16 protein-coding genes are annotated in these 15,519 nt (G+C 34.2%); 3 read left to right on the top strand and 13 right to left on the bottom strand.

Annotation, left to right across the window (positions count from 1 at the left end; all coding sequences use genetic code 11):
* Nucleotides 1-7: 7 nt before the first annotated feature.
* From AC0ONG_RS10695 to AC0ONG_RS10665, 7 genes are all read right to left on the bottom strand, one after another.
* A complete protein-coding gene (locus AC0ONG_RS10695) occupies nt 8-1,591 on the bottom strand; it encodes an aminotransferase class V-fold PLP-dependent enzyme (protein ID WP_000523040.1) in 1,584 nt (527 codons plus the stop codon).
* A 70-nt stretch (nt 1,592-1,661) separates the two neighbouring features.
* Nucleotides 1,662-2,210, bottom strand: coding sequence for a glycerol-3-phosphate 1-O-acyltransferase PlsY (gene plsY, locus AC0ONG_RS10690; RefSeq protein WP_000610879.1), 549 nt, complete (start codon nt 2,208-2,210; stop codon nt 1,662-1,664).
* A gap of 137 nt (nt 2,211-2,347) precedes the next feature.
* Entirely contained in the window at nt 2,348-3,241 is an 894-nt protein-coding gene (locus AC0ONG_RS10685) for a BadF/BadG/BcrA/BcrD ATPase family protein (RefSeq protein ID WP_000876577.1), read from the bottom strand.
* 18 nt (nt 3,242-3,259) lie between these two features.
* Entirely contained in the window at nt 3,260-4,408 is a 1,149-nt protein-coding gene (gene anmK, locus AC0ONG_RS10680; protein ID WP_136997625.1) for an anhydro-N-acetylmuramic acid kinase AnmK, read from the bottom strand.
* Nucleotides 4,409-4,430: 22 nt separating this feature from the next.
* Nucleotides 4,431-4,697 carry a hypothetical protein gene (locus tag AC0ONG_RS10675; RefSeq protein WP_001021963.1) on the bottom strand — a complete coding sequence of 89 codons (267 nt, stop codon included), beginning with the start codon at nt 4,695-4,697 and terminating at the stop codon, nt 4,431-4,433.
* A 78-nt stretch (nt 4,698-4,775) separates the two neighbouring features.
* Entirely contained in the window at nt 4,776-6,059 is a 1,284-nt protein-coding gene (locus AC0ONG_RS10670; protein ID WP_001032289.1) for a PTS sugar transporter subunit IIC, read from the bottom strand.
* A gap of 11 nt (nt 6,060-6,070) precedes the next feature.
* On the bottom strand, nt 6,071-6,376 hold the full coding sequence (locus tag AC0ONG_RS10665; protein WP_000865904.1) for a PTS sugar transporter subunit IIB: 306 nt from the start codon (nt 6,374-6,376) through the stop codon (nt 6,071-6,073).
* 227 nt (nt 6,377-6,603) lie between these two features.
* Here AC0ONG_RS10665 and AC0ONG_RS10660 point away from each other — a divergent pair, with 227 nt between their 5' ends.
* The gene (locus AC0ONG_RS10660) at nt 6,604-8,163 is read left to right on the top strand and encodes a glycoside hydrolase family 10-like protein (protein ID WP_017763147.1); all 1,560 of its coding nucleotides are present in this window, start codon (nt 6,604-6,606) and stop codon (nt 8,161-8,163) included.
* A gap of 58 nt (nt 8,164-8,221) precedes the next feature.
* On the opposite strand, the gene AC0ONG_RS10655 is transcribed toward AC0ONG_RS10660, so the two are convergent.
* From AC0ONG_RS10655 to AC0ONG_RS10645, 3 genes are all read right to left on the bottom strand, one after another.
* Entirely contained in the window at nt 8,222-9,055 is an 834-nt protein-coding gene (locus AC0ONG_RS10655) for a DUF3974 domain-containing protein (protein ID WP_000008362.1), read from the bottom strand.
* Between the two features lie 24 nt (nt 9,056-9,079).
* Nucleotides 9,080-10,192, bottom strand: coding sequence for a toxic anion resistance protein (locus AC0ONG_RS10650; RefSeq protein WP_000137396.1), 1,113 nt, complete (start codon nt 10,190-10,192; stop codon nt 9,080-9,082).
* 313 nt (nt 10,193-10,505) lie between these two features.
* Entirely contained in the window at nt 10,506-11,099 is a 594-nt protein-coding gene (locus AC0ONG_RS10645) for an O-methyltransferase (protein WP_002082794.1), read from the bottom strand.
* A 304-nt stretch (nt 11,100-11,403) separates the two neighbouring features.
* Here AC0ONG_RS10645 and AC0ONG_RS10640 point away from each other — a divergent pair, with 304 nt between their 5' ends.
* Nucleotides 11,404-11,562 carry a hypothetical protein gene (locus tag AC0ONG_RS10640; protein ID WP_001100984.1) on the top strand — a complete coding sequence of 53 codons (159 nt, stop codon included), beginning with the start codon at nt 11,404-11,406 and terminating at the stop codon, nt 11,560-11,562.
* Between the two features lie 32 nt (nt 11,563-11,594).
* Here the strand turns inward: AC0ONG_RS10640 and AC0ONG_RS10635 are convergent, their stop codons facing one another.
* The 3 genes from AC0ONG_RS10635 to AC0ONG_RS10625 form a co-directional block, all read right to left on the bottom strand.
* Nucleotides 11,595-12,464: a sigma-70 family RNA polymerase sigma factor gene (locus AC0ONG_RS10635; protein ID WP_000447150.1), complete on the bottom strand. Its 870-nt coding sequence runs from the start codon at nt 12,462-12,464 to the stop codon at nt 11,595-11,597.
* Nucleotides 12,442-13,752, bottom strand: a complete 1,311-nt coding sequence (locus tag AC0ONG_RS10630; protein WP_001091191.1) for a phytoene desaturase family protein — start codon at nt 13,750-13,752, stop codon at nt 12,442-12,444. Before AC0ONG_RS10630 ends, AC0ONG_RS10635 begins: the two co-directional genes overlap by 23 nt.
* Before the next feature lie 93 nt (nt 13,753-13,845).
* Nucleotides 13,846-14,151, bottom strand: a complete 306-nt coding sequence (locus tag AC0ONG_RS10625; protein ID WP_000010317.1) for a luciferase domain-containing protein — start codon at nt 14,149-14,151, stop codon at nt 13,846-13,848.
* A 229-nt stretch (nt 14,152-14,380) separates the two neighbouring features.
* On the opposite strand from AC0ONG_RS10625, the gene AC0ONG_RS10620 reads away from it, so the two are divergent.
* Complete coding sequence (locus tag AC0ONG_RS10620) at nt 14,381-15,013, top strand: cupin domain-containing protein (RefSeq protein WP_000126310.1); 633 nt, start codon at nt 14,381-14,383, stop codon at nt 15,011-15,013.
* Nucleotides 15,014-15,519: the final 506 nt, after the last annotated feature.

Genomic DNA, 15,519 nt, shown 5'->3' with positions numbered 1-15,519 from the left:
AAAGTCTTTATATTTGTACCCCACTCTGAAATAAACACATTTGCAAACAATTCAACATCCTCTTCATATCACGTTCTTTATAATGATTTAAACATGCAATTTGGATCCAATTATTCTTTTGTAAATAAGATGACTCATAATGAACGATGTATCCTTGTAATGCTAATGCATCGCCTACTACTTTAGAAGAATGATCTTCACTCAATACAATAGTAAGTATAATTGGCGCGGCATGTTCTTTAGGTGAAACAAGCTTTAAACCCATATCAGTAATAACTTCTTCAACATAATCGTATGTCTCTTTAATTTTTACAAATGCCTTTTCATCTTCAAATCTCTTCAACGCTTCTTGCAATGCATAAATTAAATTCCATGATTGTGAGTATGGAATACTTTCATTTTCTTCATACATGCCAATGTCCATATAGGCCGGGACAGCCTCGTTTATTTTTACAATGTGGTTATGAAAAACGAAAGAAATTCCTGTATATGATTTAATCGCTTTACCGCTAACACCACTTGCAAAATACACATCCTTCAAGTCTATTGGTATTGCTCCAATTGAGCTTATGCAATCTACACATAGTTTCATTTGATTCTCGTTACAAAGAGTATTTAGCTCGTTTAAATCGTTTAACATTCCAGTAGATGTTTCATGATGAACAAACCAAAGCCATTCATAATTTCCAGTTGTCATTATTTCTTCTAATTCTGTATAAATAAACGGCTCTCTCATTTCCTTTTTATACGTATCAAAATGTAACTGTGCTCGTTTTGCATGCCCAACTAATCTATTTCCAAATTCTCCATTTGTTAATACTAGTCCTTTCCCTTTTAAAGAACGTAACTGTAAAGCAATCGCATCATTAGCTAACGTCCCTGTTCCTAACATAAGTTGTACATGTTTTGCTTTTGTCATGTGAAGTAACCGTTTTTTCACATTGTCCATTGTCACTTGAAATGACTTAGAGCGATGCGAAATAGGCTTAGTACAAAATGCCTTTCGAACGTTCTCTTCAATGTCTACTGGACCAGGTAAAAACGTGTATTCTTTCGTCATAATACTTCCAACACTCGATTCTTCAAACATAGCAGGGGTAACATACATTGGCTGGTAGGTTGCTGCTTCTGTACCAACTAACGTATGGAAATCTTTGAATCCCATCTGCTCATATAAAGCTAGTTCACGTGTTGTTGCAGAAATGAGTGCTAATTCATATCCGTTTAGAAGCAAATAACGATGTAGAAAACGGATTAATCCTAACAACGCTCTTCCATTCCTATATTCACGTTCTACTGAAAGTAAACGAATTTCATACACTTTTTCTCCATGCTCTTGCAAATAAACATCTAAATTTGAAATTTTATAATCTAACGAGAATGGTCGTTTTCCCCGCACCGCGACCATACCTACTAATCTATCCTCATCTAAACAAATTAAATATGTATTTTCTTCATGAAACCTATCTATACGAAACTGGTCTTTCGTTTCTTCATGTTGTGGAATCTCTTCCACAAAAGTTTTATAATTTAATTTATGTATACTTTCAAATTCCCAATCTTGATCAGCAACTTTATAAATTAACCCCATGCCTTATCTCCTTTATCTATTTAATAAAAAATGATAAGTGGAGATTATCCCCACTTATTAAACATTCATTTTATTCTCGATTTACATATAGAATAAGTACAATAATCATTCCACTTAAAATAGTCGTAACAATAGAATAAGAATAAAGAATCATACAAATTGGTAAACAAGCAATCGTAATTAGTCCTGGCTTCGTAAATCCTTTAAATATTAAATAAAATACAATAAAAATGCCTATGAGGGTAAGCGCTATCAAATAATCAAATGCGATTAATCCTCCAATAAATGTTGAAATACCTTTACCGCCCTTACCTTTAAATAAAACTGGGTAAATATGTCCAATAATAACGGCCAATAATGTTAACATTACGAATGTAGGATCTTCAAAAAGATATTTTGCAACAGTAACAACGATTGCTCCTTTAATTGCATCACCTAAAAATGTAGCGATGAAATACCCTTTTCCATATACGCGCCCCATATTTCTTGCACCAGGATTTCCGCTTCCTTCACCCCTAATATCAACGTTATGTCTCAATTTTGTTACTATATAAGCGGTCAAGATGTTTCCAATTAAATAAGAAGCCACCAAATATAAAAACTGCATACTATTAATCATGTAATCATTCACTTTCTACATGGGATTACATATACAATATTCAATTACTACGTATATTGTACGTTTTAATATACATCCCTTTATACATTTTAACATCATATTTTTACAAATCATACAAAAATTCTCATACGCTATTTTTAAAAATATATATCCCTCATTAAATAATATGTTCCTTTCACTGCCATTTCTGCTTGTGATACAAATATAATTTCTTTCATACTTTCTTCACAGCATTTCTTAAATACAGCAAATATTTCAGGAACTAAACGCAATATACTGCCACTTACTGCAATTGGCGTTGAGTGCTTAAAGTTTAACTTGTTATAAACATTTACTGTAATCCTTGCTAATTCCTTTCCAGCTTGCATTATAATTTCATGTGCATCATCATTTCCATTTCTCGCTTCCTGAATAACTAATGGCGCGATTGCTGCAATTTTATCTTTAGAAGAAGTATATACTAAGCTTTTTATATGAGACGGTGTCAAAAGTTGAAACTGCCTTTGAATATTCAAACTCAATGGACAAAGACTGATTCCTTGATCAAATTGAATTGCCATTTTCTTTAAAGATTGTAATGCAATCCAATATCCACTTCCTTCATCACCTAAAATATGTCCCCATCCACCACTATACTCGTACACTTTCCCTTTCTTTCCAAGACAAATCGCACCTGTACCACCAATTGTTAAAATTCCGTCATTCCCTTTTAAAGTAGCTGCATGTGCGATCATTGCGTCATTGAATACTTCAATTGGTGTTCCATACTTCTTTTTTAGACGTAATGTTAATTCATTTGTATTTGCTCCACTTACACCCGCTAATCCTAAACAAATACAAACGCAATCCCCCTTTAATAACCCTTTCTGGCATTGATCAATCGCTTCCATAATATGCACAAGAGCTTCTTCAAAATCTATTAATATATTTCCAAATCCACTTGTAGCTCTTGCAAATTCGTTACCGTCTTTATCAAATGCAATTGCTTCTGTCTTCGTTCCCCCGCCATCTACTCCAATCATATACTTCATATATTCGCCTCATTCTCTTCAAATTGGAGGGAATGTTATATTCCCTAAAACTACAGATTGCTTTGCACCTGTTGCGCTCGGCACATTACTCGGATTACGATGATACGTTTCGTTTGCTAAAATCGCAAAGGCGATTGCTTCTTTCGCCGCTGAGGAATAGCCTAAATCTTCTTGAGTAAATATTTTGCATTTTTCTTCCTTTAATCCAAATCGTATCATTTCAACAAGTGTACGATTATAACTTCCGCCCCCGCCTAAAATTACTTCATCGATTTCATAATACGGAAAAATAAATTCCTGATAATGATGAACAATTGAACTTGCTGTAAACATCGTGACATTTGCCAATATATTTTCTCTACTATGCTTTTCAAATCGATTCAATAATTCAGTCACAAACGCTTCTCCAAACTGTTCTCTACCTGTTGATTTTGGTGGTTTCACGTTCAAAAATGGATGGTTCATACAATAAGTCAAAATTTCATCTACAACTACTCCCTGTTTTGCAATCTTACCATTTTGATCATATGACAACTGAAATAACCTTTGACATACTTCATCAATTATCATATTCCCTGGTCCAGTATCAAAAGCAATAACACTCTCATTACTTCGTTTACTTGGAACCACTGTAACATTACCAATCCCGCCAATATTTTGTAGTAGTCTATTTTTAGTTTGATGCCGATATAAAATAATCTCTGAATATGGTACAAGTGGTGCACCTTGTCCCCCTGCCGCCATGTCCATCGTTCGGAAATTCGAGATAACTGTCGTGTTCGTTTCATATGCTATTACTGCTGGTTCCCCAATTTGCAATGTTGAAGAAATAATATTTCCTTCTTGCTTTGGCTGATGATAAATCGTTTGTCCGTGAGAGCCTATTAAATCTAATTGTCTCAAAGGAAAATTGGCCTCTTTACAAACTTCCTTTACAGCATTGGCGAAGCATAAACCAAGTTTAAAATTTAAACTACATATAAGTTGGACATTCGAAGTTTCAATTGATAACGCTTGTTGGATCTCATTTTTCATATCATTACAAAATGGAACAGTAGTAAAATGGATGAGTTTGATTTTAGAATCTACACCACTTCCTTCTATATGAACGAGCGCTACATCTATTCCATCTAATGAAGTACCAGACATTACCCCTGCAATATACATAACGTGCATGACCTCCTATTTACTAAAAAACAATCATGTAAGTAACGAACGTACAACCAATCGAAAACAATATAAATCTAAAAAACAACTGAGCTTTCGATGCAAACGATCCATCAATGAAAGAAACAACTACCGTAAGCAAAACGCTTGCCGCAATACTTGTAACGAGCCAGATACTATGCATTTGTGATAGATTTAGCATGCCTAATAAAGGGACAAAAAGTAAATTTGCACAAATCACTCCAAATAATAATAAAAATACGCCTTTATAACTAAATTTTATATTCATTCTATTTCCCCCTTTCTAGTTTTAATGTGAAAGAAGTGATAGACAAAAAGTCTATCACTCAAAATAACAGCATGCAGATTAAGGATTAACAGATTCCCCGTCACCATTCTTTTCAATTTCAAGCATATTTTTGTCGTACATTTTAAAGAATGGTAAATAAATAAGGAACGATATTGCTATATTTATAAAAACTAATACAATCGCACGCCAATCTCCACCTGTTGCTAAATAAGCACCAATTGGAGCAGGTAATGTCCATGGCGGCATAATATGCGTTGGTGTTACAAATCCCATCGCTGTTGCAGCATAAGCTATAGTAGCTGTTACTAACGGTGTAATGACGAAAGGAATAATTAAAATTGGATTTAATACAATCGGCAAACCGAATATAACCGGTTCATTTATATTAAAAATCCCCGGAACAATACACGTTCTCGATAATGCTTTCGAATATTTTGATCGACCAAATACGATCATAGCTAACACAAGCCCTAACGTTGCGCCCGAACCACCAATCCAAATAAACCATTGATAAAACGGTTCTGGTGCAATAAACGGAAAATGACTCGCTCCACTTGCTACAGCTTCACCGTTCTTTCCTAAATACACATCCCAAAGCGGCCTTGCCACAGTACCTACAACTGATACTCCGTGTATCCCGAAAGACCAGAAAAACGTAATTAAAAATACAGGTATAATAACGCCAAAGTAACTATCACCAGCTTTTACTAACGGTGCGGCTAGTTTATCTACAACGTAATGTAAATCAACTTTAAAAACGACTGTAATAAGACTCATAATAATAATAACGAATGCTGCAGGTATAAGTGCTTCAAATGAACGTGATACTGACGGTGGTACTTGTTCTGGCATTTTTATCGTTACGTTATTCTTCTTACAAAATCTTAAAATCTCAACTGATAAAATAGAGACAATCATCGTCACAAATAATCCATGACCTCCGAGGTTTGTCATTGGAAGCATAAATCCTTTTTTATCAATTAACTCAGGCGTTAATGTTAAAAGTAGTGAACATACCGCAAGCTGTGCTCCTGATAAAGCATCTAATTTATAACTTTTCGCTAAATTATATCCTATTCCAAATGCTATATATAAGGACATAATAAACATAGTTAAACGATATGGTATTAATATACTTGTTTGATTCTTTAATGCCCAAACCGATATGAAACTATCTTTCGGCAGTGGTGGAAATGCTACTATTAAAAAGAAGCTTCCTACTATAATAAATGGTAACGCCGAAATAACTCCATCACGGATTGCTTGTAGATGCCTCTGCTCAGAAAGCCTTGCCATCGGGCCAGATAAGTTTTTATCAAGAAACGTGACAAACTTATTCATAACGCTTCCCCCTAACTGATTAATTCATTTACAGTTTTTAATAAAGTCGGGCCTCCAAGCGGCGTGTATGCTTGCGGTGGAATGATGCCACACGGAATAGATTCCTCCTCTGCAAATTTTTTTACAGAGTCAAATCGGTGTCTTATTTGAGGTGCCACCATTACGACATCCCAGCCATTCTTTACTTCTTCCTCTACCTCATTCGTTCCAATTGCATACACTTCCATGTTCAAACCATTTTTCTCCGCTTCTTTTTTTAAAGCGTTTACAACAATTGCACTGGACATTCCTCCAGAACAGACAAACAAAACCTTCATTTATTAATCCTCCTATACTTATAATTTATTACCCTTCAAATGAAAGGAAGTTTCACTTTACTAACAAGCATATGAAGTAGTAAATGAATTTAGTTATAATGAAAGTAAATTTCATTAAAAATATTTTTCCTATTAAATTAATGTTTCAATGTGTAATTTTCTCTATTGCAAGGCCAACCTCACCTCAGATATTATTTTAAATAATCATATGATAGGGAGGCGTATAAATGATCGTTAAACGTTTATTAATGATATGTTGTATCGTCATCTTGTTCATCCCTTTCTCTTTCATTTCCCCTCACTCTACTTATGCTGAAGTAAATACTACGTACAAAAAACATGAATTACGTGCTGTATGGATCGCATCAGTTCTGAATATTGATTGGCCCACAAAAACTGGCTTACCTATTGAAAAGCAGAAACAAGAATTTATAAGATTATTAGACGATGTAAAAAGCACTGGTATGAATGCAGTTGTTGTACAAATTAAACCAACAGCTGATGCTTTCTATCCCTCAAATTACGGCCCTTGGTCTGAATACATTACGGGTACACAAGGAAAAGACCCCGGATACGATCCACTTGCATTTATGATTGAAGAAGCACACAAAAGAAATATAGAATTCCACGCATGGATTAATCCATACCGAATAACGATGAATCACACTGATATAAATCGATTATCAAATAATCACCCTGCAAGGCAACACCCCAATTGGGTTGTACCTTATGGCGGAAAGTTATATTACAATCCCGGTATTCCAGAAGTGAAAAAATTTATAACAGAAGGTGCTTTAGAAATCGTACAAAATTACGATATTGATGCGCTGCATATGGATGATTATTTTTACCCATATAAAGTAGCCGGTGAAGAATTTCCAGATCAGAAAACATACGAAACATATAATAACGGTAAATTTACAAATATAGAAGATTGGCGACGTAACAATGTAAATGAACTTGTAAAAGATTTAAATACTGCTATAAAACAAGAAAAATCATACGTAAAGTTTGGCATTAGTCCGTTCGGTGTATGGCGAAATATAGCTGACGATCCGACTGGCTCTAACACAACCGCAGGCCAAAGAAACTATGATGACCTTTATGCTGACACACGTGAGTGGATACAAAAAGGATATATTGACTACATTACACCGCAAATATATTGGAATATAGGTTTCACACCAGCTGCATATGACATATTAGTAGATTGGTGGGTTAAAGAAACAAATAACAAACCGATTCACCTATACATCGGTCAAGCGGCCTATAAAATTAATAATAACTCCGTCCCTGCTTGGTCTGATCCAGAAGAATATCCAAGACAAATTACATTAAACCGGCTATATCCTGAAATAAAAGGTAGTATGCATTTTAGCTTAAAAGATATTAATAACAATCCACTTGGAGTTAAAGATAGACTCTCAAAAGACATATATATACATCCTGCATTAATCCCGCCTATGCCTTGGATTGATCATGATCCACCAAAACAACCGACATTAAAAGGTGCCATTCCAAGAAATGAAGGTATTGCAATCGGTATCATTGATAATAGAGATAATGATTCTGCTTATTACGCTATTTACCGCGCGAATGGGCAAAATGAAGTGGATATACAAAATCCTAAAAATTTACTTACTACTGTAAGAAAAACAAAACTTGGAGAAATTTATGTAGATAAAACCGTTATTTCTGGAGAAATGTATACGTATGTCGTAACTGCAGTTGATCGATTGCATAATGAAAGTGTGGCTTCTAGTCATACTACCGTTAGAGCAAAATAAAATCTCATAACAAAAAGCGCCTTAAAGCTGTGATACTTAGCTTTTAAGGCGCTTTTTGTTATTTATTCTTAAACTTCTCAGTCGCTGCCCTCATCTTCACATTTAAATCGTGATCAATCGAGTCGCGAATATCTCGCTCTACTACTTCCATTTCTTTTTTGAAATTTTCCAAGTAGATCTTCAGTTCTTCTTCCTTCTCTGGTCTTTGTGAAGGTGGTAATTGTACTACCAACGATAACATGGCCGTTAAATCTTTCATTAAGAATGTTTCAAGTTTATGTTGTTGTTCAAACATGCGTTGCTCTTGATAGTACGGAAGTGCATTTAATACCGAAATTGTAATATCATCAACCGTTCTTTGTAATGAAGGATTTATTGAGCGTTTATACGCTTGAATTGTATTTAATGCGTCTGGATAACGGTCATAAAAATACAATTTGTAAAATGATAAGTCTGTCGGTTTTACAGTTTGCTGCGTTTCTTGTCTTAAGAAATCTTTCACTTTCATCGCAGCCACATCGATATCTTCACTTGTGAGCTTTTTCGTAGTTTTTGCCATTACATGCACTTTTTTCTGCTTTTCTTTCGGTAACATCGAGAAGACTTGTTCTCTCGTACGTTGACCTGATGCACAGAATAGAGTATTTAGTATATTTTGTTCTTTCTTTCCTTCGGTGCGAATCCAGCGATAAAACAGTGGGTGTTGTGTAAATTCTTGTAGAAACGGTATTGATTTGTTTGATAACTTATCTAAAGAATCTTGCGCTTTTTTATATGGCTTCGTCCATGAAAAATACAGTTTCCGTCCGAAATATACGACTAAAACAACGACAGTAAATGCTATTAAAAGCAATGTACCGAGTAGTAATAGTACTGTTTGAATGAAACTCATTTGTTCACCTCCTCTAATAATCCGTTATTTCCTTGGACGCTGAATGAGTTTCTGCTTCATCTCATCATTAAATGTGTCTAGTTCAATAACAAACTTCTTACTTGACTCAATAATACGTTCTGACGATTTTTCAGATGCCTCAATTGCAGCGAACACATTTTGGAATGATTCGCGTAATTTATCCATGCTAATAGCAGGATTCTCAAGCAATTTCGTCGTTTCTTCTGTATTTTGTTTTAACGCTTGAGAATTACTTAACACCATCGATTCAATTGCTTCATTCGTCGCATTTACGGCATCAATTGTTTTACGTTGATTCGTTAATGCTAGCTGAATAGCAGCTGAAACTGTTACAACGTTTTGCGTCATCGTAATCGCATTACGTATTGCCTCTGTTAATTTTTCATTGTTTTTCTTAATGATGTCTACAGAAGCTATAGATTGTAATAATACACTTTTCGCTTGCTGCATATTACGTGTACGTACAAGTATCTTTTCTAATGCATCGTTAATTAACGGAATATCCCTTTGACGCTCTGGATTTTGTTTTTCAGCTTCAAGCATGCCAGCAAGCTTTTTCCCTAAGTATACTTGTTTATCAAGAGCATGAATTTTATCGTGCGATTGTTCTTTTAACATTTCAAGACCAACTGTATCCTCTTGTAGGTTATCACGACCAATTAGGAGGGATCTAATAATTTCCTCGATTTGTTTATCTATAGATTGGTATTTATGCACGTATGTTTCAAGTGGATTTTTCTTGAATACTTTAAACATTATTTTCTTCATACCACTTGCTTTAAGTGAATTGGGATCAAGCTCTGATACCACTTTTCGTAATTCTAACAATGTATTTGGAATTTCTTCATTTTTCCCATTCATCATCGCTGTTACAGGGCGTTTTAAAGCTGATAACGTTTGTCCTGCTGCTTGTTGCTCTTTATCCCCTAAATCTCCTAGCTGAGACAATACTTTTGATAAATCTGTATTTTGCTCGCTATTTAACTTTTGTACATAAAGATCAGCTTCTTTATTTAGTTCCTCTAATTCTGCATCTTTTATAACTGTATCAACTACTACTTCTACATTATTATCTTTCACAATGGATACAGGTTCTTTTTTCTCGAGTTCAGTCAACAAAATCGCTCCTTTATTTATATGTGCGAATTCATATGCACTATATTTCATCAATTATATCGTATTTCATATACATTCTGCCTGCTTGAAATCGATTTTTTAGAAATGTCTGTTTATGCAGTCATTCCCTGTTTCTTACTATAAGTATACCTGTAATCAACATAATTTTCCTCAGACTTAAGACCTAGAGAACTACATGCTGAAGGCGGATTCTTCATATATTTCCTAAATAATTTACGTTCTTTCAATCGTGCTACACTCAATCTTTTGACATTCACCCTTTTTCAATGTGATAATTCTATTACGCTCACTTTTATTTATTTTTGCGAGCTACAAATGCTCCCTTTTGAAACGCTAATAACACCGTTTCAAACGTATCATCTTCTTCAATCATTTTTATAAACTCACCTAATTCACTCGCATGAGAAGTTGCATTATCAACAACAAGAAAACCTTTTGGTTGTAACATACGTTTTATATGCTCAAACCACCACATGTATTGCGTACGCTCTGAATCTAGGAAAATAAAATCAAATGAATGATTTAATTGCGAATCTAAAAATGCCCCGGCTTCTTGATTATGAATATCGATTCTTTGTAACAGGTTTGCCTTTTCAAAATTGACAAGTGCCTCTCCAACTCGTTCTGAAGAAAGCTCTACAGTCGTTACATTTCCATTCGTTTCTTCTACCGCATTAGCTAACCACAATGTAGAATAACCATTAGAAGTTCCAATTTCTAAGATGTTTTTTGCATTACACCCTTTTACTAAAATTGATAAAAATTGCCCCATCTCACGAGAAACATTCCGTAATTTTTCTTCCCTTGTTTTTTTATTTCGATCATGCTCTTCTCCATATTGTTCAAGTTGCAATAATAATGAATCTACTGTATCCATTCTTTTCATCGCCTTTCCAAGCAATATGATGAAAAAGCTCTTGCTGCCCGTCTACTTTTTATTATATGCGAAACAAAAACCTTTTTCCTGTTATATGACAAAGATTTATAATTTTTTATAGCATATTGTTTCGTTTTTTGGTAAAGTTAATTTCTACGTGCAATTATTCCATTCATATTATTTCATATTAAAATTGCAGTTATTAAATTATATAAACCCCATTTAAATGAATCGGTATTTCAAATTCAATTAAGCGCCCTTTTCGGACGCATTTTCTTTGTTTATATATTTCCAGAAGAAAGGATGCTTACAAATGAACGTGATTAGCTTAGATGCTGCTCGAAAACGAAAGCAGCATAAAAAATTAATGATTACTATACCGATTATTACACGTATTTATGAAGAAGACGGGGAAATTAAATTTGAGGTAGCTGGCGAAAAAGATGTACCTCTTGAAATGTTAGAAAAATAATAAAAAACGCATTTCTGAAGAAATGCGCTTTTTTATATTTTTACATTTAAATGCATAAGTTTTTCAGGATTAACCATCATATAAATATTTGAAATTTTCTCATCCTCAAATGCAAACGAAAGAACATACGTTACTTTATTATTTATTGTAACTATAACTCCTGGCATACCATTTACCATTTTGAAATCAACAGTGTACTCTTCTGTCAATCGTTGTGCAATCCCAAAGAACAAGCGCATAATTCGATCCGCAGAATAAATCGGATTAATCGCAGTCGTAACTTTACCACCACCATCAGCTTTGAGTATAGCATCTGTTTTTAATACTTCTAACATACCTTCCTCATCCCCACACTGTAATGATGATACAAACTTTTCAACATAAGAAGCCATTTTCTCCGTGCTTAATTTTGATTGCTTCGGTTTCTCCAAAATGCTTTTTCGTGCACGTTGAAAGATCTTCCTGCAGTTCACACTACTCTTATCAACAATTGAAGCTATTTCTTCGTATTCATAACTGAAAACCTCTCTTAATATGAAAACAATCCTTTCTACCTCAGATAGTTGTTGTAAAAGTAATAAATATGCGGTGGAAAGGGATTCTTTCATTATAAATGACTTTGATGGCTCATCACTCTCTTCTACAAGTGGCTCTGGTAACCACATCCCTACATACACGTTACGTTTATGCGCTACCGATCGTAATTTATCAATTGAACGATTTGTCGCCATCTTACATAAATATGCTTTCATATTTTCTATAGATTGAGGATCTTCTATATTATTTAGCGAGATAAATACATCCTGAACGATATCCTCAGCATCCATAACGCTCCCAAGAATTCTGTATGCTAACGAAAATAATAATGGTTGATACGCTTCATATAACTGCTCCGTTTCCATGATGAACTACCTCACTTTCATATTGCTTTAAAATGTGTAACGCTGCACGTTTCCCGCTTGCTACCGCAGCATCAGCTAATATTTCATCATGCCCTGCCCAATCTCCTGCAACATAAATACCTGGCATTTCAGGTATATTTGGGCCCGGTTTTTCAACACGGTCAATATGAGGAAAATCATGTACTACTGTTATTTTCGGTAAATATTGCTGTGCAACAACTTCTCTTTTCCAATTTGGATGTAACAACTCCATCGTACTTTCCAACTGTTCTTTATCTTCATGAATATGATTCATCGCTAGCACAGGATTATGGTACTTAATTAGACTCACTGCAATTGATCCATCTTCACTTAATTTAGCTGCTCTCGATTGATTTGTGAAAAATATAGGTTGATCTAATCCTAATACAAATTGATGTGTAGGATTGGGTAATTGTCTCAAGCCAATATCTAATGCAGCAACAGTAACCGGTACCGATTGTTCACTCCATCTATGCAAACTTGTTCCTTCTGCACCTTTTATTATTTTACAAGCTTCTTTCGGCGGAGTCGTCACGATGACTGTACCTACTTCAAAAACCTCATCATCAACACAATGTATTCTTTGTTTATCTTCGTAATGCTCTATTTCCAAAACATGCTTTTTAGCCAAAAATTGCACGCCGGCATCGTTCGCTATAGCTCTTAATTTTGTTATTATCGTTTCCCAACCACCATCTACATAAAGCACTCCTTCTTTTATAGAAAGCTGTATTTGCTTTAGTACAGATGATGCTAATTGTATTGTAGGAGCAAACGTATATGTTGTCGTCCGGCATAGCGCATAAAATATATTGCGAACCATTGGATCTTTTATTTCATTTTCTGCCCATGTAGTTAGACTCATTTTTGGAATTTCTCCTACATCTAAATTTCCTAAACGAATCATAAGACGTGAGAATTGTACTTTTGCAGACCACGAAAGTAGTGGTGTTGATAAAATTGAGCGAAAATCTGTTGGGATGGTGAATATATCCCCTTTCCATATTCCATGTGCTTTTGTAGATGGTATTCCACCTGGAAGATTCATACCGAGCTCATTAAAAGTTATAAACGCTGCCCCGCCTCTATATAAAGCATGTGCACCAAGATTCATGCAGATTCCATTTTTATTTATAGTCATCCCTCGGCCACCGAATTGACTGGACTTTTCTAATACAATCACTTTCCTTCCAGCTTTCGCTAAATATATAGATGCTGTTAATCCAGCAAGCCCACCGCCAACAATTGCTATATCAAATGTATTCATAATAAAATCCCTCCTTATCGTTCTACATACAAGACGAACGATTAAGGAGGGATGTGACATAAAAATAAATTTTTATTATCCTACTTTATTTCATTACTTTTTAATTCGGTCATATTGCATACGAAATAACTCAATTGCAAATGGAATATCCTCTTCACTCTTTATATAATAACTGATCCATCCTGATTCAGGTAATACGTGATGTGGTTTTACCAATCCCTGCTTCACTAATTCATCTCGCTTTAACTTCGGAAATGGTAAATCAGCTAATTTATCACCATGAAGATGGCCAAGTTCTTTCTTGCCATAATTTATTTCAATACCACCAAATCGATGCGGTTTTTCAGAAACACCCGCCCAGCTGAGTACTTCATTTCTAATCATTTCACTAAATGACATGAACATTCACTCCTTATAAATGATTGATGTAATTTTAAGTTAACATTTTCATTACTTTTTTCCATCAATCCAAAGTATGAATGGGAATACGAATATAGTTTAATCTTAATACCTTATTCTTTATGGAATAAGTGAATTTATTAAGTTATCGACAACAGCACAAAACAAAGACTAGACACATATCCTAATTTTGTAACCTAACTTACCTATAGAAAGGCGGGTAATACAATTGACTGCCAACATCGACTATACCTCCCCCTCAACTAATTTTACTTATGATGTAAATAAAAGTAATTTTTTTCAGAAAGATGCCCAAAATTATATAAATGTACTTGGCATTAAACAATTAAATACTTTAGAAAATACTTCTTTATTAGATATTTATTTAAGTACAGGAAATGTTGTAGAACCACATATTCATCAAAATGCAGCTGAACTTGTTTATTGTATTTCAGGGTCTGCTGTTGTTTCTTTACTTAATCCATTTACGAATCAAATATTAAACTTACCGATAAAACCGGGGCAAGTTGCCAACATTCCACAAGCGTGGTGGCATTATGAAATTGCTACAGCAGATAATACTCATTTATTAGCTATTTTCAATGCCCCAGCGCCAGAAGTTATTTTCGGTTCTGACATTTTAAGATTAACTCCGGCTCATATGATGGCCCATACTTACTGCCTCAATGAACAACAATGGAAACAAGCGATTTCTCCTATTCAATCAACTACTGTAATTGGTCCTCCGGCAAACTGCAATCAAAACCGTGAAATGAAAAATTATCCAATCCACCCCCTTACTCAACAGCCTAATCCCTATCGCCAAGATTCTTATTACTTTCCTCTGTACTGGGGTTATTAATTTGTAAATTTTCAAAATAATCATCATTTATCTCCTAGGAAAATACCGAGGAGATTTTTTATTGTATCTTCTCTTCCTATTAATAATAGTAACAATTGATAGTATACATACATATAATATTTATATATTAAATTGGAGGTGATAGTACTATGAGTAATTATAACTATCGAAAAAACTACTCTTATAATAAAAATAGTAGCTCTTCAGCATCCTCTCAATCTTCCAATTCCCAATCTTCCAATTCCCAATCGCAAAGAGACTTAACTCAGCAAGGCTATGTAAAGAAAAAAGGATGTAACTGTAATAAAAATAAATAGTTTATTTTATGGATGAATTCTTTTGTAAAAGAATTCATCTTTTTTGCTGACCGGAATTTTTTTATGTTACATAACTTATTCCTTAAATAGGAAAGGATAAATTATACTTTTTATACGAACTTAACAAAGAGTGATTATTCAATTGATTTATTACCTATTCCCCAAAAAAAATATAGTCCTTCCTAAATT

It is taken from the genome of Bacillus sp. TCT6, assembly GCF_056033845.1.
This window is presented reverse-complemented; position numbering and strand designations above follow the sequence as displayed.